The following is a 20,897-nucleotide window of genomic DNA, read 5'->3' as shown; positions in this document are numbered from 1 at the left end:
GTGACCTAGTTTGGGCTGTTTTATTTTTACAACTTAATTACACTCTATCCCAAATATTTGAAGAGCCCTTTAAGCAATTAAGGGCTTTTTTTATGCCTATTTACAGACGAGTAAAACATTATATTAATAAATAGTAACCCTTACCCACCTAACGCCACTGCCAACGCACAAAACTCTCTTTTAAATAACTTAAGCGTAATTATTTACTAAGCAATGCTTCAATACCCTCACACCGTCACTTAATTCAGTGGACTGACTTTACTTATAGACCTATTGGTTTATATGTAATGTTAGCTATTATCACGAGGTATAAAGTCTAATACAGTTGCGTTGATACAATATCTGTCTTCCCCTCTAGGGCCTTCACCCGGAAATAAGTGACCTAAATGAATTCCTGAACTTTTAGACCTCAATTCTATGCGCTGCATGCCCCAACTGTTGTCTTCATGTTCGGTTACACTATTTTTAACAGGATGCGTAAACGACAGCCAACCTGTACCAGAATTAAAACGATCTCGAGTGTCAAATAGAGCCTCACCACTGAGCTTATCGACAAAGGTGCCATCGGGTGTATTTTTAAATATTTTATATTCTTTACAATAAGGACGATCGGTTTTGGCATTAAATGCAACCTTATAGGCTTCGCTATCTCCTAATTTAAATGCACCTAAAGCTTTGTAAAATGTCTCACGGCTTGCGTAGCCTTGGCGCCCATATACTTCTACGCCATTTTCTAAAAATAGAATTGTGGGTGTTGCCCATGTCGCTGATTTAATCGTTAATCCGTCTAATTGGTCGGCAAATCTAAATGATAAAGGAATCGTTCCTTTGTAGTCATTAGCCACCTCTTTTTTAAACTTCTCACAGTAGGGGCAATAATCGCGTGAGTCTATAACCACTATTTGCTTACCCGCTAACAAGGCAGTATTGTCTTTAGTTTCATCTGGTACTGGTTCAAAAACAACACCAGTAGAATGATCAGGGCAATAACCATTAGGATTTTTTTGCAAATAATTTTGATGGTATTCTTCCGCGGCAATAAACCCCTCGAGTGGCTTTATTGCAGTGACTATATCCCCATACCCTGCATTAGTTAATAATTGTTGGTACTGCGCTTTAACCTTGAAAGCAGTATCACTTTGCTCATTATTGCTCGTTAAAATAATTGAACGGTATTGCGTACCAATGTCGTTACCTTGTTTGTTTAACTGAGTAGGATCGTGACTTTCAAAGTAATTTTTAAGTAACTCTTGCGCAGAAATAATATTGCTGTTGTAAGTAACTTTAACTACTTCAGCGTAATTGTTTTCGTCAAAGCGGCGTGATTGCTTAGTAATGTTTTTGTAAGTAGCCTCAAACCCATTGCCATCAGCATAGCCAGACTCTGCATCAATCACTCCTTCTAGTGCTTCATAGCGTTTTTCTGCGCCCCAAAAACACCCCGATCCTAGTACAAGGCTTTCTACATGCATACTGGCTGCTACATCGCTTTGTTCGACCTTTTCCATCGATAAAGCAAATGCGCCTGAGCTAAATATAATTGCAGCGCCCGATAAATATAATAAATGCTGATAATTCATAGTGTACCTCTAAACAAGTCCGTACTAATTAAGACCACTTAAATTTAATTATTATTTCAAACGACTTATTTATTACGAGGCTAAACATATAAAGTTTACTTTTAAACCTAATTGGTAATAAGATTTAAATTTCAATGTATTAACAATTTTGAATAAATGTTCTGTGCTGCTCTCATGGGTATAAATAATTAATTAAATATGTGATAGGTTTGCTTAATGATGTTCGAATTAGGTTTTACTAATGCAAAATCCTCACGTTTACGCCTTATCAAACAATAGCTTATTGCTTGATGCATCTCACTTAAGCACGAGCGGAACACTCAGTATTCAAAAAAAAATTTGGTCTTTAGCAAATCACTGTAAAAAAGGTAATTCATTTATTGATATTGTACCCGGTATGAACTCACTCACTTTATATTTAAAGCAAGATATTGAGTTAGCTAAATGGCTTGAGCAATTACCAGCTATTTGGAATAACATTAAACCTAATGAGTTCGTAGCTAAACACCACAAAATCAAAACGCATTATAACGGCGAAGACTTAAACTACGTGGCAAATTTTCATAGTTTAAGCATTGATGACGTCATTAACCTTCACAGTGAGCCCCAGTACGCTGTTTTATTTTTGGGGTTTCAACCTGGTTTTGCATACTTAAATGGACTAAACAAGCAACTTTTTACACCAAGACGCTCAGAACCTCGTCTTAAAGTACCTAAAGGGTCTGTCGCTATTGGTGCTGACCAAACAGCAATTTATCCGGCAGATTCGCCTGGTGGCTGGCATATTATTGGCCGAACTGACATACCATTATTTGATGCAACGCAAAAAAGCCCATGCTTAATACAGCCTGGTGACACGCTTGAATTTATACCTGTATCTGTGGGATATAAATAATGATTAAAGTTATTAAAAGTGGCCCATTACTGAGCATCCAGGATTTTGGACGTAACGGGTACCGCCATTTAGGCGTTAGCCAGTCTGGCAGCTTAGACCCTTACGCACAAACCATAGCAAACTGCCTTTTAAATAATGATATAAACGCCGCTGTTCTTGAGGTAACCGTTGGCTTGTGCGAACTTGCGTTTGAATGCAACACTGTTATTGCCTTATTTGGTGCTAATTTAAATGCAACACTTGATGGAAAACCTATTTACCCGGGTTGGACATATAATATTAAACAAAAACAGGTGCTAAAATTTTCAACCGGCATAGCAGGATTAAGAGCCTACATTGCTGTTAAAGGGGGCATTCAAAGCCCGGTTGTTATGAACTCTAAAGCAACTGATTTAAATGCTGGTTTTGGCGGACTAAATGGCAAATCGCTCATCGCCGGTGACACTATTAAAATACACCCTTACCAATCAGAATTTACTCAGTGCGGAGCACTTATGCCGCCAAAACGTAAAATTGTCCGAGTATACCCAAGCCCACATGCTGAGCTTTTCTCCAAACAGATCATTAATGGGTTTACTCAGTCGTCGTTTAAAGTGAGTCACAATAGTAACCGCATGGGTGTTAGGCTTCAAAGTGATAATTATTCTTTAACTCACTCACACTCACTACCTACTCTTGCTGTGAGCCCCGGCAGCATTCAACTCCCACCAAATGGAGAACCCATTGTTTTGTTAAACGATGCGCAAACAACGGGGGGTTACCCCTTATTAGGCACCGTAATTGAAGCAGATTTGCATCAATTTGCGCAATACAGACCACTAGATACAATTGAATTTGAATATGTGACGTTTAAGCAAGCATTACACGCCAAACAAAAGCTCGACGGTCATTTAAACCAGTTAAACATTGCACTTAAAAACAAACGTTAAGCAATAATTAGTTACGTTAAACATTAACTAATTAGCAGTTGCTTATTGCACCACTGTGTTACAAAAACGAGCCGTCTGTAAAGCAAGCTCACTTGGATAACTCACTAATAGTACAGAGTTTGAACAATGGAATTGGTGCAAAAATAATCATAGTTACTCCTTGTTCACCAACAAGGTGCGGTCACTTAAACATTGGTGCATAAATTATTCTTAATTAATTGCAAAAGCTATGTGACTTGAGTAAATATTTCTGATAAAACAAGGGTTCGCAGTTCAGCAAAGTGGCTGATCTGCACACATAATAGGAATGAGGAGTTACTATGTGTTCAATCTTTGGGGTATTAGATATTAAATCTGATCCCGCTCAATTGCGAACTCAAGCAATTGAAATGTCAAAATTACTACGACACCGAGGCCCAGATTGGTCTGGTGTTTACGCGTCCGAAAAAGCAGTTTTAGTTCACGAGCGTCTTGCGATAGTTGGTGTATCTAGCGGTGCGCAACCTTTATACAACCCAGAAAAAACGCATATTTTAGCGGTAAACGGGGAAATATATAATCACAAAGAGTTAGCTGCAAACTTAGACACTGATTTTACTTTTCAGACACAGTCTGATTGTGAAGTTATTTTAGCGCTGTATAAACAAAAAGGTCCTGAGTTTTTAGATGACTTGAACGGTATTTTTGCATTTTGCTTATATGATGAAGAAAATGACGCCTACTTAATTGGTCGCGATCACATTGGTATTATACCGCTATACACTGGCCACGATGAGCACGGTAACTTTTATGTTGCATCTGAGCTAAAAGCACTTTCTCCAATTTGTAAACATATTGAAGAATTTCCTCCTGGTCATTACCTTTACAGTAAAGATGGTGAGTTAAAGCCTTATTACAAACGTGATTGGCAAACGTTCGACGCAGTGAAAGATAACAGTGCAGAGTCATCAGATGTGAAAGACGCACTAGAGGCAGCCGTTAAACGCCAACTTATGTGTGATGTACCTTACGGTGTATTACTATCTGGCGGATTAGACTCATCGGTTATTTCTGCTATTACACAGCGTTTTGCAGCTAAACGTATTGAAGATAACGACGAAAGTGATGCTTGGTGGCCTAAGCTTCACTCGTTTTCAGTGGGTCTTGAGGGTTCACCCGATTTAGCGGCAGCTCAAAAGGTAGCCGACATGATTGGTACAGTGCACCACCCTATCATTTTTACTATTCAAGAAGGTATTGATGCGCTTCGTGAAGTTATTTACCACATAGAAACCTATGATGTAACCACAATTCGTGCATCAACCCCTATGTATTTAATGGCTCGTCAAATTAAAGCCATGGGTATTAAGATGGTTCTTTCTGGTGAAGGTGCCGATGAATTATTTGGTGGTTACTTATACTTCCACAAAGCGCCAAATGCACAAGAGTTTCATGAAGAACTAAATCGCAAAGTATCTAAACTTCATATGTTTGACTGTCTGCGTGCTAATAAGTCGATGGCCGCATGGGGTGTTGAAGCCCGTGTACCATTCTTAGACAAAGAATTTGTTGATGTTGCTATGCGCATCAATCCTGAAGCTAAAATGTGTAAAGATGGCAAAATTGAAAAGCATATTTTACGTGAAGGCTTTGGTGGTTACCTTCCTGATGAAGTTTTATGGCGCCAAAAAGAACAGTTTTCTGATGGTGTTGGCTACAGCTGGATAGATACATTAAAAGAGTATGTTGAAGAGCAAGTAAGCGATCAAGACCTCGCTAACGCTAAGTTTAAATACCCTATTAATACCCCTGATTCAAAAGAAGCTTATTACTACCGTGCTATTTTTGAGTCGCACTTCCCAGGTGACGCCTCGGCTAAGTGTGTACCACATGGCAAGTCAGTTGCTTGTTCAACACCAGAAGCACTTGCTTGGGATGAATCGTTCCAAAATAATGCGGACCCTTCTGGTCGTGCAGCGGGCGTTCACAACGACGCTTACACAGGTAAAAAATAAGCACCAATTTATACACTGTATATTTTTATGCAGTGTATAAAACTCCCCTTTCCATTTATTAAAGTTTACCTCTCAACCTTAATAGACCAGTTAGTTTATAAACAACTATTTTTTAAATTATAGTTTAAGTTCTAACCTTATAAATATTGCCTACCTATTATTAATTTCTCAAATCGCTATTTATCTGGCTAACAATACCCAAAAAACACGCTATTTTGACTACTTTTTACTTTAAACGTTTATGTAGCTGCATATCATCTGTAAGATAGGAATATAATTAGTTAGTCTTCAAATTATTTTTCATTCTCTGTATATAGACTAATGTATTTAATGGGCGGCTGGATAAACCAGTTATTTATAATTACAAAAGAGGTATTGCATGAAGGAAAATCATGACAAATATAGTATCGACAATACAGATTACACCGTAGGACAGGATAACGTTCAAAAGTGGGGGTTTGATATTCATAACCCTGTTTTTGGGATCAGTGCAGCCCTTATTATTTTATTTTTAGTTGCCTTACTTGTTACTGAGCCACAAACAGCTAAAACGGCACTGGATACAATTAAATTCGATATCATTAATAACTTCGATGCGCTATTTATGTGGGCTGCTAACTTTTTTGTCGTTTTCTGTTTAGCACTTATTGTATCTCCATATGGAAATATACGCTTAGGAGGAAGTGAAGCTAAACCATCTCATACACGTCTTTCATGGCTTGCCATGTTATTTGCAGCGGGTATGGGTATTGGGCTTATGTTTTGGGGTGTAGCTGAACCTGTTGCTTATTATACTGGTTGGTACGAAACACCGCTAAACGTTGCAGCAAACACGCCAGAAGCTGCAAAGCTAGCTATGGGTGCAACCATGTTTCACTGGGGCCTTCATCCGTGGGCAATCTATGCAGTGGTGAGTTTATCCCTTGCTTTTTTTGCTTACAATAAAGGACTACCACTATCAATTCGTTCGATTTTTTACCCTATTTTAGGTGATAAGGCGTGGGGATGGCCAGGTCATATTATTGATATTTTGGCTGTTTTGGCGACTTTGTTTGGTCTAGCTACCTCTCTAGGATTGGGTGCCCAACAAGCCTCTGCAGGTATTAATCATGTCTTTGGTTTAGAAGGCGGTATTGGTTCGCAAATATTAGTGATTGTAGGGGTTACTTTATTAGCGGTTATCTCTGTTATTCGCGGCATTGATGGCGGTGTAAAACTACTTAGTAATATAAACATGCTAATAGCGTTTGTATTGTTATTGTTTGTTTGCCTTGTGGGATTTGCTGTAGCTATGGGCAACATTCCAAATACCGTGATGGGCTATATTGAAAACATTATTCCTTTAAGTAACCCACATGGCCGTGAAGACGAAACATGGATGCACGGTTGGACTGTATTTTACTGGGCATGGTGGATTTCGTGGTCACCGTTTGTTGGCATGTTTATAGCTCGTGTTTCACGTGGGCGCACTATTCGTGAATTTTTAATCGCTGTGTTACTAATCCCAACCTTAGTAACGGTATTGTGGATGTCTATTTACGGTGGTATTGCAATTGACCAAATTATAAATGGTGTGGGCGCGCTTGGGCTTAATGGCTTAACTGAGGTTCCATTAGCAATGTTTCAGATGTTAGATGAGCTTCCGCTTGCAAATATATTATCGTTTATTGCGATTGTGCTTGTACTTGTATTTTTTATTACCTCTTCAGACTCTGGGTCGTTAGTCATCGACTCTATTACTGCTGGTGGTAAAATTGACGCCCCTGTTCCACAACGTATATTTTGGGCTACGGTTGAGGGCGCTATTGCCGCAGCATTGCTTTGGATTGGCGGAACACAGGCTATTGAGGCCTTACAAGCAGGTGCAGTTTCAACAGGCTTACCATTTACGTTTGTGCTTTTACTGATGTGTGTGAGCTTATTGTTAGGTTTAAGAACTGAGCCTCGCCCAGTTAAGTAATAAATTAACAACATTAAAAAAACGCCGCATTTTTGCGGCGTTTTTATTTATATTTGTTCAGCTCCATATGGCGCACAATGGTGTTTCTTCTGTGTAATGATGGCGCAATTGAGCTTGTAAAAGCTCAGCGGTTGCAAGCGCATCCGTTAACGCATGATGCCCATCATACGCAGGTAGAGAATAACGTTTACGACAGTCATTTAGCCTCAACGATCCCAGTTTAGTGTTAAATAGCTGCCCTATTAATCCTTGTTTTGCTTTAAGTGCTCTTCGCTCAAGTTCCATGGTATCTACGACTATAAACTCAATATGCTCTTTTAATCGCAATAATAAGGCGCTATTAAAAAAGCTACGTTCGATTGCCGCATAGTGAACAACAATCACCTTAGCACGTAACGCATCAAGCAAAGGAGCAATAATGTTGTCAAAGTCGGGCGCGTTATCTACATCATTATGAGTAATACCGTGAATCACAATCGATGACTCATTTAGGTTTCTTCTTGGCTGAACCACCCAATGTTTACTCTGTTTACAGTATATTCGCGCCAATGTGAATGGCACTAACCCCACACTCACAATATCATCTGTTTTACTATTAAGCCCTGTTGTTTCAAAATCTAATGCAACAAAAGGAATGTCTTTTACAGGGGCGCTAGCATCACTAAATGAAGACAAGTAAAACTTTTTTAGTAAGTTGTTTTGCGCATCATCGGCAAGCTGAGCATAACGTGTATTCCAGTTTGTTACTTCTTTAAAAAACATAGGTTATTTCACACCTGAGTGTGCGGTATAACAAAATTTAAGGTAATTTTGCGCCTTATCTAAAATAGCAAAAGCATCTTTTAAATTTCGCTGTTCGAAAGGAGAAAGTAAACGAGGGTCAAGGTTATTATCGGGTGCTTCATCCTGCTCAATTTGCCATGCCTGATGGCGTATACGCGTCATTGAAATGTACTCTAATGCATCACGTAAGTCTTGCGCTTTGCCTGCAGGCAAAACATTGGCTTCTATAATATCTTCTAGGCGATCAAATGAATTTTGCTTACGAGATCCAATGGCAAGTGCATGGACGCGAACAACATCACTTAATGGCGCGGTTCCGCGTCGTTTTAAATTCATAGATTTTTGATGCTGCCCATTGTGTTCAAGAACAAACCCTTTAAAAAAACCAAGTGGAGGTGTTCTATTTCGTGCATTTGCTGCCATATTTGCTAAGAAAAGTTTGTTATTTGCACTGTGTTTCGCAATAAATGTTTTTAACTCATCAGCCCATTTTGTTTTACCCCACACACCGTCTAAATCAAAAAATATAGAGCTGTTTAGTAAAGCCTGTGGTTTGGGCTCAGCAATCCATTGGGAGAATTGCTCAAACCATTGGTCTTGTGTTTTTCGCCACTTTTTAAAGGATGCCATAATTTCACCGTCGCAATAGTTATAGCCACATTGAGCTAATCCATCACAAACAAAGTCACTCAAATTTTGAAAATATGTATTATGTTTTTCATCGTCATAACTATTATCTAATATGAGTGCATTATCTTGGTCGGTAACAATCAGTTGTTCATCCCTTGCCATAGAGCCTAATGCAATAAAGCAGTAAGGTACTGGCGGCGGGCCGAACTTTTCTTCTGCAAGTATTAGCAGTCGTTGTTTAAAGGTACGGCCAATGACAGCCATTGCAGTACCAACCATGTGAGAGTTAGCGTCTTCATTTACCATGCGCACAAATACACGGGGAAGTTGATTTGCATAGTGGGCTAAATCTTCCACAGACTGCTGTGCCAAGATACCACGCACCAACAATAAGCTACTCTGCGATTCATAACGTAAAATATCTGACAGTGATATAACACCTATCGGCCGTTTTTTTTGTACCACAGGAAGATGATGTAAGTTATCTCTGAGCATGGTAAGCACGGCTTCAAAAATATAGTCATTTTGATCAAGTAGCACTAGATTAGTTGACATAATAACGTGTGCAGGCGTGTTGTAATCAAGCCCCTGCGCAACAATTTTAGTACGTAAATCTTTATCTGTTATTATGCCAACGACTTGCCCGTCATCTTCTTGAGGGTCGTTATTAATAGGCTTATTAACGTCGGTCACTAGCACTGACGAAACCGACTCATCGGTCATGAGCCGTGCAATATTTTTTACTGTTTCAGTTGCATCGACTGTAACAACGTCTCGGTGAAGTAACGATTTTACCTTTGCAGTGGTTAAATCGTTGCCATCGGCTTGCTCAACAATTGCTTGATGCAAACGCACATTACCATCGGTTTCAAAATAATCTGCAAATACTTCATATTCATCACAATACTGCAAAAAAATATCAACGTTTATACAATAAACTAAGGTGTCTTCGAGCGCTGTAGCAGGAAAACGTACCTTTCGATTCATTAGTAATCCCATTTGCCCAAATATTCCTGCTGTGGCCAAACGGTTATACAGCTCACCATCACGTCGGTACATTTCAACAGAGCCACTTCTTATTATGTATAAATCAGCTATGTCTTGGCCATATTGTAAAATATCGGTATTAGCCCTGAAGTAACTGACTTCAACTTGTTGGGCAAGTTCATCTAATGCTTTTTGAGGAAGATCATCAAAAGGAGGGTGTTGTGATAAAAATTGCGCTATTTCAATTTGCTCGCTTTGCATTATAGATCCCTACTAATATCCAGTAATGCAATTGTGGGCCTAATTAACCGTTTTTTAAAGAAAAAATTAATTAGGCTCATAAAGATTTACTCTGTTTGTTCAAGCTCTTGGGCAAGCTGTTTAGTTTCATCCCCTCTTGGCTTAGTAAAACGTGCAAGCCCTAAATAGATGACTGGTGTTAAGTATAAAGTAAATAAAACAGCAAGCGAGAGCCCACCAAATACAACCCAACCTATTGCATTACGCGCTTCGGCACCCGCCCCACTTGATAATATTAATGGTAGTGCACCAAGTAACGTAGAAACGAGTGTCATGGTGATTGGACGTAACCTAACCAACGCAGCCTCTTCAACCGCCTCACGCACAGATAAGCCTTGATCGCGAAGTTGGTCTGCAAATTCAACCAGTAAAATAGCATTTTTTGCAATCAGACCAATCAACATGACTAAGCCAATTTGCGAATAAATATTGAGAGACGTATTCGTTAAATACAGCGCTAAGATGGCAGAGGTAATACCAAATGGAACCGTTAGCATTACTACTATGGCACTGTTAACACTTTCGAATTGAGCAGCTAATACAAGCAATACAATTAAGAATGCTAAAACGTAAGTTAGAAGGACTTCGTTTGCAGTTTCTTCGAAGGTCAGCGCTTCGCCTTTAAACGCAAGAGTAATGCCCTGAGGCAAAGATTGCTGAGATAAATTACGAATTTGATCGACTATATCTGCAATCGTCATCCCATCGGGTAATTCCATATCCAATTCAATAGCACGACGCTGTGCATGACGCTCAAGTTCAGCTGCAACACCTTCTTCACTAATATTAGCTAAGCTACTAATTGGCACTAACTTCCCTTGCGAACTTGCCACATAAAGGTTTGCTAAATCACTTGGATCTTGAATAACTTGGTTTTGTACTTGCAGCATGATGGGTATTGATTGATCGCCAATGTTTAGATCTGCAACATCATCCCCATTGATGGCAGCACGTAGCGTAATTGAGATATCACTTAGCGATACACCCAATTCTTCGGCTCTTCGTCTATCAATATTTACACGTAATTGTGGTTGTGACGGCTGATAAGATACTCTTACAGGGGCAGTACCCGGGATTGCGTTTTCAATTTGCTTTGCAAAATCTTGTGCAGCAACAAAAATTTGTTGGTAATCTTGGCCTAATAAAGCGATTTCTATACCGCCACCTTGACCTCTTAAATTTAAACTGTTTGAACCCGATGCACGCCCGGCTGCGCCTGGAATTTCACCTAATGGTCCACGAATTTTATTAATGATTTCTTGCTGGCTAAATTGACGGTCGTCCCAATGCTTTAGTGGTACTGTAATAAAAACAATATTTGGATCCCATTGCCCAACAACGGTGTAAATAGATTCTATTTCACCACTTTCTACGAAAGGTAACAAAATATCTTCCATCTGCATTGCTTGCCTGTCCATAAAGTTCAAACCTACACCATCAGGTCCTCTGGCAAAAATTCGTATTTTACCCCTGTCCTCTGTGGGTAAAAGTTCGTTATCGAGGTTTAGATACAATGCACCAGAACCAAAGGCTATTAATATGCATACGATGAGAACTAACCAAGCACGGTTCAAAACACTTTTTATTGTTGTACTGTAAAGCTTAACAAGCTTATTGCCTACTTTGGCAAACGGGTGGTTGCTTTGTTTTTTCAGTTTTAATTTTGAAGTCAATGCAGGGACAAGTGATAACGCAACAAAACTTGAAATAATGACTGCACCTGCAAGCACCCCGCCAAACTCTCTAAATAATCGTCCTGCCGTAGAAGGTAAAAATGCAATAGGAATGAAAACCGCTGCTAATACCGCAGTTGTGGCAACAACCGCAAAAAATACTTCTCTCGTACCTATGACTGCGGCAGCGCGCCGACCAAGTCCTAAGCCTCTTTGACGTTGTATGTTTTCACTCACAACAATTGCATCATCGACTATTAAACCCGTGGCTAGCACAAGCGCTAATAAAGTGAGTATATTGATAGAAAAACCAAGGGCCCAAATAAGAGCAAGTGAACCTATAAGCGCAACAGGTATAGCAAAAGCTGGCACAAGTGTAGCGCGCCACGAACCTATGAATACCCATAATGTTATTACCACTAACAAAACGGTAAGCACTAAGGAATTGATTACTTCATCAACTGAGCTTCTTATAAATTGCGCGTCATCTGAGGTTAGCGTAAATTCGAGCTCAGGGAATCGTTTGCGCATGTTTTCGAGCAACTGAAGCACTTCATCCGATATTTCAATTGTATTCGACTGCGCTTGGCGAATAACCTCCATTCCAATTACGGGTTTGCCATCTAAACGAACCATAGAGCGTGGATCTGCAGGACCAAAATAGACCGATGCAATATCACCTACTCGTGTATCGCCGCTAACAATAATATCTGCTACTTCACTAGGTGTAATAGAAGTTGCATCGGCTCTAACAATTACTTGTTGGTCACTTGATTTAAGGCTACCCGCGGGTACATCAAAGGGCGCTTCTCGTAAAACATCTGCCACATCAGGAATAGTAAGATTAAAACTACTTAACTTTAATGGATCTAAGCGAACTCGCAAAACACGTTTTCGGTCTCCGTTTAACCTGACATCGGCAACACCCGGTATGGTTAAAAACTGGGGAGCTAAATCGGTTTCAACGCGTTCAGTTAGGGCTTCAAGTGCTAGACTATTACTTGATACTGTGAGCGAAACAACAGCTTCTGCATCGTTATCGGCTTTGATAATGGCAACACGCTCCACCTCCTCTGGTAATTCTCTTTGTACACGAGCAACAGACTCTCTGGTTTCGTTAGCTGCATTGTCTAAATCTACGCCAGGGCGAAACTCAACAACAATACGAGCACTGCCCTCTTCACTTTGTGCACGTATTGATTTAACGCCACTCACTCGGGCTATCGCCCCTTCCAGTTTGCTGGTTACTTCTGTATCAACCGTTTCGGGTGACCCACCAGGAAATGATGCAGAGACTGTTATACGCGGTCTATCAACATCCGGTAACTCTCTAACTTCAATGCCAGCGATTGCAGCTAAACCGGCAATTATTATTAATAGATTCAAAACAACAATGAGCACTGGGCGGCGAATTGCCATTGAAGGAAGGTCTTGCATCATAGGGGAATTTTTCATTATTATTCCTCTAAATTACTAATATTGGCAAACGTTAATGTTTGGTTTTCGCGCAAGCGTTGGACGCCTTCAACAACCAATATATCGTTTTCATTTAAATTGCCTGAAACTAACAATCGTCCAGCTAAGCGTTGCTCTATTTTTACATCAATACGCTTAGCTATTTTATCTATACTTTTCCATACATAAGGCCCTGTTGCTCCCCACATAAGTGCAGCCTCAGGCACAACAGCATATGACTCCCCTTGCATGGTAATATTAATTCGAAAACTCATACCAGGCATAAACTGATCATTTGCATTTTCCAGTTTGGCTTTGACACGTAAGGTACGGGTTTGTGGATTTATTCGAGAGTCAAGATATGAAACTTGAGCATTAATAGCTTTTGCGCTTTGCCATGGTGTTACTTCAACAATGCCTTTATTTTTTAGCATAGAGACAGCTGACTCGGGGGCGTTAAAATTAATGTACAAACTGCGGGTATCATCAATCGTTGCAATGGCAGTTTGCTCTGTAATGCGATCCCCTTTTTCAACATCAGTAAGTCCCATCACACCATCGAATGGCGCAAGTACTGTTCTATCTTCTAGGTCTGTTTTTGCATTGATAAGTGCTACCTCGGCAAGTGCATGCAGAGTCTTTGCATCATCTAAGTCACTTTTAGGGATTGCCCCTTTTTTGTGACTTTCGCTGAGTCTGTTAAGTGTGCGCTGAGTGTCTGCTAGGGTTATTTCTGCTTGTTTAAGGGCTGCTTTTTGCCTACGAGAGTCTAGTTCAACTAAAACATCACCTTCTTTAACAAAGTTACCCGGTTTAAAGTGAACTGCTGTAACTCTATCACCAACAGCAGGGAATAATATAACGGAATGAATTGCTTCTGCATTTCCTACAGCTTTTACCTCTTCTTTTGTACGTTCCGTTGTTACTTTTTGTACCATTACATTTGCACTTGATGCTGCGGTGCTAAAAATGAATAATAACAAATAGATATTTAATAGAAGTATGCGCAATTTCAAAGAACCACCTAATAGACAATTTTGTTAACCACTATACGCAGTGTAACAAAAGTGTGATCAAAATTAGCCAGTGGTAACGCTGAACACTCAACTATGTAAGATGAATAACAAAATGAAGGCAAAAAAAAGAGCCGTGAAGCTCTTTTTTATTTAATAAATATTACCGATGAATTACTTTGCGCGTTGCGCATCTTTTTGTGCTTTTTTAGCTTCTTTACGTTGTTGAAGAACTGTCTGTGCTTCGTTACCTATATGCCCTTCACCACGAGCCTGTGCGAGCTCAATTTGTTTTTGGCGCTCTGCAAAACGGGCTCGCTGCTCATCAGTTACCTTATCAATACAATGATGACATGAAACACCCTCTAAATATTCAGGCTTTTGTTTTTCTTGTTCAGTAATAGGCATACGACACGCATGACATTGATCGTAAGAACCTTTTTGTAGGTCATGGTTTACAGCAACGCGATTATCAAAAACAAAACACTCGCCTTCCCACATGGTTTCTTCTTTTGGCACTTCTTCTAAGTACTTAAGAATACCGCCTTCTAAGTGATAAACTTCATCAAAGCCCTGCTCTTTCATGTAAGCTGTTGATTTTTCGCATCGAATACCACCGGTACAAAACATAGCAACTTTTTTATGTTTTTCAGGATCAAGATTTTCTTTTGCCCACTGAGGGAATTCACGAAACGTTGTTGTATTTGGATCAACGGCATTTTGAAATGTACCAATTTCAATTTCGTAATCGTTACGCGTATCGATAAGTACAACCTCGGGGTCAGAAATTAATGCATTCCAGTCCTTAGGTTTAACATAACTTCCCACTACTTTAAGTGGATCTATTCCCTCTATGCCCATTGTTACGATTTCTTTTTTTAGTTTTACTTTTGTGCGGTAAAACGGACATTCGTCATCGTAGGATTCTTTAGTAACGATGTTTTTTAAATTTGGCTGCTCATCTAGCCATGCAAGGAGGTTATCAATGCCTTCTCTTTTTGCAGAAACAGTGCCATTTATCCCTTCTGCAGCTAAAAGTAATGTGCCTCGCACTTCGTTTTTTTCCATAACCTCTAGTAGAGGTTTACGTAATGCTTCAAATTCAGGTAGGCCTACAAATTTGTATAAAGCGCACACTACAAAGTGTTCGCTGGTAAGATCATCTTTATGAACAGCTGTCATTTTATTTCCTATTTTGCCTTATTAGCCAATATTGGCGTTTACCGAATCGTAAATCCGGCGCATATGGGGCGCGTATTTTACGCTTTTTTAGATTAATTGCAAAAAATAGCACCATACTTTGCTTTTTGCTGTCGGGATAAGCCATGTGTACGCTATAATGCAGCAATTAATTTAAGTTGCACATTGGAGAACATTACATTGCACTTTACTGATCTTGGGATTGATACTCGCCTTGAAACACAATTAGCACATCAAGGGATCACCCAGCCCACAGACATTCAAGCACATGCAGTGCCTACCGCACTTGCAGGGCATGACATTTTTGCTCAGTCAAAGACTGGGTCGGGCAAAACCTTGGCGTTTTTATTACCCGCAGTACAACGGGTTATGAAACAAAAAGCACTCAGTAAACGCGATCCACGTGTACTTATTGTTGCCCCTACACGCGAATTAGCTACGCAAGTATTTACACAGTTGCGTTTGTTAATAGCGGGCACGGCGATTAAAGCTGTAAAAGTATTAGGTGGTGAAAACTTTAATGACCAAATTAAAGCATTAAGGAACGACCCACAGTTCGTAGTGGCAACACCCGGTCGTTTGGCCGATCATATTAGCAAACGCTCGTTACAATTAAGTGGTTTAGAACTGCTAATTTTTGATGAAGCAGATCGTATTTTAGATCTGGGCTTTACTGAGCAACTAAAGTTAATTAACGACGAAGCCAATCACCGTCTTCGCCAAACATTATTGTTTTCAGCAACCCTAGACCACGCTCAAGTAGATGCGCTTTCGCGTAATTTATTAAAAAAACCAAAACAGATCACGCTTAGTGCTGCAAATGAACAGCACAGCGATATAACGCAAACACTCTACTTAGCCGACCATCTAGATCACAAAGAAGCGTTATTAGCACACTTTTTAAAGCAAGACGAAGTTGGCCAATGCATAATATTTACTGCCACCCGGGCAGATACAAGCCGTTTAAGTGAAGAGTTAAATAGAAAAGGATTTAAATCAGTCGCACTAGCGGGAGATTTAACACAAAGCAAACGCTTAGACATTATGGACTCGTTTAGCAGAGGAAACTTTAAAATATTAATTACCACTGATGTCGCATCCCGTGGTTTAGATTTGTTAAGCGTAACGCATGTAATTAACTTTGATTTACCAAAACATGCAGAAGAATATGTACACAGAATTGGTAGAACTGGACGTGCTGGTTTTAAAGGTACCGCTATTTCATTAGTAGGCCCTAAAGATTGGGCTAGTTATTTAGCAATTAAATCTTTTTTAAACGATGAGCTTAAATTTGCAACTATTGACGGGCTTAAAGCTAAATTTAAAGGGATAAAAGAGAAAAAACCTGCTGCAACTGTTAAAGCTAAAAAAGTAACGCAGGTTAAAAAGCCACAAATTAAACGTAAAGCAAAGCCTAAAAAACCAGCGGCACCCATTAAAGCCCCTATGAATATCGATGGCGATTCACCAATGCGCCGTAAAAAAAAGCCTGAGCAGGAATAATTATGAGTTACCTTGGAACAACACAAACCCTATTTGTAAAAGAAGTGAGTAATGAAGGCGCTTACTTGGACGGTCATGATTTAGGGGAAGTTTTTTTACCAAAAAACGAAATTAAAGATGAGCTTGAAGCTGGTGATAGCATTAGCGTATTTATATATTTAGATAATGCTAATTTACCAACGGCGACTGTTAAAAAACCACATGCTCAGGTAGGTGAATACGCCCTTTTACGTGTTAAGGAAATAAATAGTATTGGTGCATTTTTAGACTGGGGATTAGAAAAAGATGTATTAGCCCCATTTAATGAACAAAAGCCACGCATGCAAGAGGGACATTCTTATTTAGTTCGATTGTACCTTGATAATGCCAGCCAACGCATTTGTGCTTCAACTAACTTTAATCGCTTTTTATCGAAAGATGAACCTGAATACACCAATCTTCAAGAGGTTGATTTAATTGTTGCTGGTAAAACAGATATTGGCTACAAAGTGCTTATTGAAGAATCTCACTTTGGTGTTGTGTTTTACAACATGGTGTTTAAAAACTTATTTGTAGGGCAAAAGCTTAAGGGCTTTGTTAAAAAAGTTCGAGACGACGGAAAAATTGACGTTGTGCTAGAAAAGCCAGGCATGGGCAAGGTAAGTGAGCTTGGCGATAAAATAATAGAAAAGCTTAAAAACGAAGGCGGAATACTCGCTATTGGCGATAAATCTGATCCTGAGCTTATCAAAAAAGTATTCTCTACGAGTAAGGCTAATTATAAAAAGGCAATTGGTGGTTTGTTTAAGCAAGAGCTTATTGAAATTGAAGCAAAATCAATTCGCTTGAAATCGAAATAATTAAACAACACTCATTCTATATTAATATAATGAGTGTTTAACCTAAAATATACTTATAAGGCAATGTGCATTGCGTATATTGCCTTGAATAATCAAGTACTTCCCTTTCTGATTCTAAATTTTGCGGCGCTAATCTAAAAACCTTTATTTCACACTCCAATTTCTTTTCATCATGATGATTTAAACAATCACTGACAGTGATATCTTGAGCATTTAATGCGTCAGAATTTCTGTAGCAAAGATGGTGAGCATAATCCTTCATTGTTTTTTTAAAATCAAACATGTCTACAGGATAAGCTGATATAACGTCTGTTACTGTTGTAACGCCATCATAAGCCTTACTAGAAAATACATATTTGTTAACTGAAAAGCCTGCAATGATAATTAACACTGAACCAAATAATAGCTTCAAAATAAACCCCTTACATCATTTTGATATCATAAATGTAACACAAATTACACATATCGTAAGGGGTTTAGTACTTATTTGCTGTTTTTTGTAAATTATTTTATAGATTCATTAACATCTTGCAGTACTTTTACTGGATTTGCTGCTTTAGTAATCGGTCTGCCTACAACTAGATAATCACTGCCAGCTTCAATTGCTTGTTTTGGAGTCATTATTCTTTTTTGATCGCCTGCTTCACTGCCTTCAGGGCGAATACCAGGGGTAACTAATTTAAAATGCTCACCAAGCTCAGCCTTTAAAACATTCGCTTCTTGAGCAGAACAAACAACCCCATCAAGGCCTGCTTCCTTGGCTAATTTTGCAAGGTATATTACCTGCTCCTGTGGTGATTTGTTTATACCTAAGCGTTTTAATTCTGGTTCATCCATACTTGTTAACACAGTTACAGCAATAAGAATTGGTGCTCTATCTCCAAATTCTTCTAAAGCAAGTTTTGCTTTGTGCATCATTTCATACCCGCCTGACGCATGAACATTTACCATCCAAACGCCCATTTTTGCAGCAGCTGTAACTGCCTTTGCAACTGTGTTAGGAATATCATGAAACTTTAAATCTAAAAATACATCAAAACCGAGTTCAATTAACTCTTTAACAAATTCAGGGCCAAAGTAAGTAAACATTTCTTTGCCTACTTTTAATCGACAAGTATCGGGCGAAAGCTGTTTTACAAATGCTAATGCTGTTTCTTGATCGTCGTAGTCTAAAGCGATAAGCACTTTTTTTGAATTTTCGAAAGACATAGTTATCCTAATCTGTAGCAGTAAAGAGTTTTTATATATTCAACTTAGTTAGCAAAGCGAACTTACACAAAGTGAGTAAGGAGGTTTAATTAGTATATAGATGCTAGTTAAACTTCTAGTCGAGTTTGTAAGGGCATTACAATAATTAAGTATTTAGGGGTTATTAAAATCCGTCTAAACCTCTACTTGGGACAATGGTTTCCCAATGTTTACAAGAAGGGCAATTCCAATAAATTGTATAACTTGTGAAGCCACAATGCTGGCATTGAAAATCTGGCTTAGTAGCAATATATGACGTTACAAGACTATCAATTTCATTAAGTACTTCTTTTGTATTTTTATTTTGGTCACCCATTAGCTGCAGTAAAAAACTAAATCCCCTGATCGTAGGTTGTCTTTTTAAACTGTCAGTTAAAAAATCGAAAGCTTGTTTTGTATGACCTTGCTCTAAAAGAGCTTGGCAATGTTTTATTTTTATTAGAACACCACCTTTGTCTAGTAAATCGCTTACTAGTTCATGAAACTGATGCGTTAAATTTAGTTGTTTATAACTATGCGCTAGCTCATCAATAAATAACGGCGCAAACAACGTAAACTGACAGATTAGTTCACGCCAGTAGTAAATAGCTTTAACGTAATCTTCTTTGGAAAAAGCGATGACACCTAGCTCGTACAAGGGCCTTACGGCTTTATAATTTAGGCTAATTGCTTTTCGCATAATTTGAGGAGTATTGTCACTAAGGGCAGACTCACAATAAAAATTCGCGATAGCCTTAAATTGTTGCTCTTTAGAGAATAATTCACTGTGAGATTCAAACATATTAATGCCTTTATCCCACTCACGAGTTTGCGAGTATAAGGTAATAATAGGATCGAGAGCTTCTACATGGCCGGCCTTGACCAACCAAACCAAATGCTCTTCTGCACCATCTAGCAATCCAGCCATTATATAATCTTCGGCTAATTCTAAGCGACTAGTAGCGGCTTGCTGCTCACTCAAACTTGGGTGTTTTAAAAGAAGTTCATGAATTTTGATTGCGCGGTCTAATTCGCCTCGGCGACGAAACATAGTAGCAAGTGTAGAGTAATGTTCTACTGAATCCGCTGCAACCTCTAGTAAATTTATTAAGTGTTCTAAACCTTGATCTTCTTCGCGGTCTAATAAAAACTTAAGCCCTTTACTGTATTCAGAAGTTATTTGACGATTAAGTTGGTGAGCATGATTTTTTGCGCTGTTTTTACCCATAATCCAACCGTAGCCGGCTGCAACAGGTAGTAGTAAAAACAAAAGCTCAATCATAATTAGGTGTCTTTATTAACGTCAAGCTTGTTTTTATTTTTCTCAGGCGCTAACTGTTTTTTCAAACGGTAATTTTGCCACTTTAATTGAGAGAATAGCTTAAAGCTTATAAAACAACCTATTAAAACACCTAACAAAAAGCAGATACTTATTATTACAGCTAAAGGCAGAGTATTACTGGCTATAATATAATTTACTTGTACTAACTGTGGGTTTTGTGACCCTAATACAAATGCGCTAATTAGGCATAGCGCTACCAGAATAAATTTCAATACCTTGAACAAGTAACTACTCCGTTATATTAACTAGGCAATGCTCGCATTGACGCGGTCGCGTAATTCTTTACCTGGTTTAAAATGAGGTACGTGCTTTCCATCTAACTCTACTGTATCGCCAGTTTTAGGGTTACGACCTGTGCGAGGAGCGCGGAAATGCAAAGAGAAACTACCAAATCCTCTGATCTCTATTCGATCTGAAGAAGATAATGAACCGGCCATTTGTTCAAGAATTTCTTTTACAGCATTTTCAACATCTTTCACTGGAACGTGTGCGTGTTGTTCCGCAAGTGTTTCTATCAATTCTGACTTAGTCATAGCGTTTCCTTAATAAAAAGATATAGGAAGGGCAAAATGCCCTCCCAACTAAAA

Annotated in this window: 17 protein-coding genes; 6 read left to right on the top strand and 11 right to left on the bottom strand. The window is 38.9% G+C overall.

All coding sequences use genetic code 11. The features are described 5' to 3' along the window. Positions 1–290 precede the first annotated feature (290 nt). On the bottom strand, positions 291–1,580 hold the full coding sequence (gene msrA, locus ACFI34_RS12540) for a peptide-methionine (S)-S-oxide reductase MsrA (protein ID WP_462673741.1): 1,290 nt from the start codon (positions 1,578–1,580) through the stop codon (positions 291–293). A gap of 241 nt (positions 1,581–1,821) precedes the next feature. Between msrA and pxpB the strand changes: the two genes are divergently transcribed. From pxpB to ACFI34_RS12520, 4 genes are all read left to right on the top strand, one after another. Next, positions 1,822–2,475, top strand: coding sequence for a 5-oxoprolinase subunit PxpB (gene pxpB / locus ACFI34_RS12535; RefSeq protein ID WP_462673740.1), 654 nt, complete (start codon positions 1,822–1,824; stop codon positions 2,473–2,475). Further along, positions 2,475–3,404 (top strand): 5-oxoprolinase subunit C family protein, encoded by a 930-nt coding sequence (locus ACFI34_RS12530; protein ID WP_462673739.1) that lies wholly within the window; start codon positions 2,475–2,477, stop codon positions 3,402–3,404. Before pxpB ends, ACFI34_RS12530 begins: the two co-directional genes overlap by 1 nt. Positions 3,405–3,724: 320 nt before the next feature. Beyond that, positions 3,725–5,398: an asparagine synthase B gene (gene asnB, locus ACFI34_RS12525; protein ID WP_462673738.1), complete on the top strand. Its 1,674-nt coding sequence runs from the start codon at positions 3,725–3,727 to the stop codon at positions 5,396–5,398. 379 nt (positions 5,399–5,777) lie between these two features. Then, positions 5,778–7,358: a BCCT family transporter gene (locus tag ACFI34_RS12520; RefSeq protein WP_462673737.1), complete on the top strand. Its 1,581-nt coding sequence runs from the start codon at positions 5,778–5,780 to the stop codon at positions 7,356–7,358. A gap of 57 nt (positions 7,359–7,415) precedes the next feature. Here ACFI34_RS12520 and ACFI34_RS12515 read toward each other — a convergent pair whose 3' ends face one another. From ACFI34_RS12515 to trhO, 5 genes are all read right to left on the bottom strand, one after another. Then, a complete protein-coding gene (locus ACFI34_RS12515) occupies positions 7,416–8,120 on the bottom strand; it encodes a 3'-5' exonuclease (RefSeq protein ID WP_462673736.1) in 705 nt (234 codons plus the stop codon). Between the two features lie 3 nt (positions 8,121–8,123). After that, entirely contained in the window at positions 8,124–10,019 is a 1,896-nt protein-coding gene (locus tag ACFI34_RS12510) for a DUF294 nucleotidyltransferase-like domain-containing protein (RefSeq protein WP_462673735.1), read from the bottom strand. An 86-nt stretch (positions 10,020–10,105) separates the two neighbouring features. Further along, positions 10,106–13,186 (bottom strand): efflux RND transporter permease subunit, encoded by a 3,081-nt coding sequence (locus tag ACFI34_RS12505; RefSeq protein WP_462673734.1) that lies wholly within the window; start codon positions 13,184–13,186, stop codon positions 10,106–10,108. A 2-nt stretch (positions 13,187–13,188) separates the two neighbouring features. Further along, positions 13,189–14,202, bottom strand: a complete 1,014-nt coding sequence (locus ACFI34_RS12500) for an efflux RND transporter periplasmic adaptor subunit (RefSeq protein WP_462673733.1) — start codon at positions 14,200–14,202, stop codon at positions 13,189–13,191. A 171-nt stretch (positions 14,203–14,373) separates the two neighbouring features. Beyond that, the gene (trhO, locus tag ACFI34_RS12495) at positions 14,374–15,381 is read right to left on the bottom strand and encodes an oxygen-dependent tRNA uridine(34) hydroxylase TrhO (protein ID WP_462673732.1); all 1,008 of its coding nucleotides are present in this window, start codon (positions 15,379–15,381) and stop codon (positions 14,374–14,376) included. 198 nt (positions 15,382–15,579) lie between these two features. Between trhO and ACFI34_RS12490 the strand changes: the two genes are divergently transcribed. Next, complete coding sequence (locus ACFI34_RS12490; RefSeq protein ID WP_462673731.1) at positions 15,580–16,902, top strand: DEAD/DEAH box helicase; 1,323 nt, start codon at positions 15,580–15,582, stop codon at positions 16,900–16,902. A 2-nt stretch (positions 16,903–16,904) separates the two neighbouring features. Further along, positions 16,905–17,741, top strand: a complete 837-nt coding sequence (locus ACFI34_RS12485; protein ID WP_462673730.1) for a CvfB family protein — start codon at positions 16,905–16,907, stop codon at positions 17,739–17,741. Positions 17,742–17,778: 37 nt separating this feature from the next. On the opposite strand, the gene ACFI34_RS12480 is transcribed toward ACFI34_RS12485, so the two are convergent. From ACFI34_RS12480 to ihfB, 5 genes are all read right to left on the bottom strand, one after another. Continuing rightward, positions 17,779–18,153, bottom strand: coding sequence for a hypothetical protein (locus tag ACFI34_RS12480; protein WP_462673729.1), 375 nt, complete (start codon positions 18,151–18,153; stop codon positions 17,779–17,781). 92 nt (positions 18,154–18,245) lie between these two features. Next, positions 18,246–18,950: an orotidine-5'-phosphate decarboxylase gene (pyrF, locus tag ACFI34_RS12475; protein ID WP_006794168.1), complete on the bottom strand. Its 705-nt coding sequence runs from the start codon at positions 18,948–18,950 to the stop codon at positions 18,246–18,248. A gap of 163 nt (positions 18,951–19,113) precedes the next feature. Beyond that, positions 19,114–20,250 (bottom strand): lipopolysaccharide assembly protein LapB, encoded by a 1,137-nt coding sequence (gene lapB, locus ACFI34_RS12470; protein WP_462673728.1) that lies wholly within the window; start codon positions 20,248–20,250, stop codon positions 19,114–19,116. A gap of 2 nt (positions 20,251–20,252) precedes the next feature. Further along, positions 20,253–20,534 (bottom strand): lipopolysaccharide assembly protein LapA domain-containing protein, encoded by a 282-nt coding sequence (locus ACFI34_RS12465; RefSeq protein WP_008132961.1) that lies wholly within the window; start codon positions 20,532–20,534, stop codon positions 20,253–20,255. A gap of 21 nt (positions 20,535–20,555) precedes the next feature. Beyond that, complete coding sequence (ihfB, locus tag ACFI34_RS12460) at positions 20,556–20,843, bottom strand: integration host factor subunit beta (RefSeq protein ID WP_006794165.1); 288 nt, start codon at positions 20,841–20,843, stop codon at positions 20,556–20,558. Positions 20,844–20,897 lie beyond the last annotated feature (54 nt).

It is taken from the genome of Pseudoalteromonas sp. PSi26, from assembly GCF_054960575.1.
This window is presented reverse-complemented; position numbering and strand designations above follow the sequence as displayed.

Excerpts from the sequence above, each read along its gene's own strand:
- msrA (WP_462673741.1), bottom strand. The coding sequence starts at position 1,580 with ATGAATTATCAGCATTTATTATATTTATCGGGCGCTGCAATTATATTT.
- pxpB (WP_462673740.1), top strand. The coding sequence starts at position 1,822 with ATGCAAAATCCTCACGTTTACGCCTTATCAAACAATAGCTTATTGCTT.
- ACFI34_RS12530 (WP_462673739.1), top strand. The coding sequence starts at position 2,475 with ATGATTAAAGTTATTAAAAGTGGCCCATTACTGAGCATCCAGGATTTT.
- asnB (WP_462673738.1), top strand. The coding sequence starts at position 3,725 with ATGTGTTCAATCTTTGGGGTATTAGATATTAAATCTGATCCCGCTCAA.
- ACFI34_RS12520 (WP_462673737.1), top strand. The coding sequence starts at position 5,778 with ATGAAGGAAAATCATGACAAATATAGTATCGACAATACAGATTACACC.
- ACFI34_RS12515 (WP_462673736.1), bottom strand. The coding sequence starts at position 8,120 with ATGTTTTTTAAAGAAGTAACAAACTGGAATACACGTTATGCTCAGCTT.
- ACFI34_RS12510 (WP_462673735.1), bottom strand. The coding sequence starts at position 10,019 with ATGCAAAGCGAGCAAATTGAAATAGCGCAATTTTTATCACAACACCCT.
- ACFI34_RS12505 (WP_462673734.1), bottom strand. The coding sequence starts at position 13,186 with ATGAAAAATTCCCCTATGATGCAAGACCTTCCTTCAATGGCAATTCGC.
- trhO (WP_462673732.1), bottom strand. The coding sequence starts at position 15,381 with ATGACAGCTGTTCATAAAGATGATCTTACCAGCGAACACTTTGTAGTG.
- ACFI34_RS12485 (WP_462673730.1), top strand. The coding sequence starts at position 16,905 with ATGAGTTACCTTGGAACAACACAAACCCTATTTGTAAAAGAAGTGAGT.
- pyrF (WP_006794168.1), bottom strand. The coding sequence starts at position 18,950 with ATGTCTTTCGAAAATTCAAAAAAAGTGCTTATCGCTTTAGACTACGAC.
- lapB (WP_462673728.1), bottom strand. The coding sequence starts at position 20,250 with ATGATTGAGCTTTTGTTTTTACTACTACCTGTTGCAGCCGGCTACGGT.
- ihfB (WP_006794165.1), bottom strand. The coding sequence starts at position 20,843 with ATGACTAAGTCAGAATTGATAGAAACACTTGCGGAACAACACGCACAC.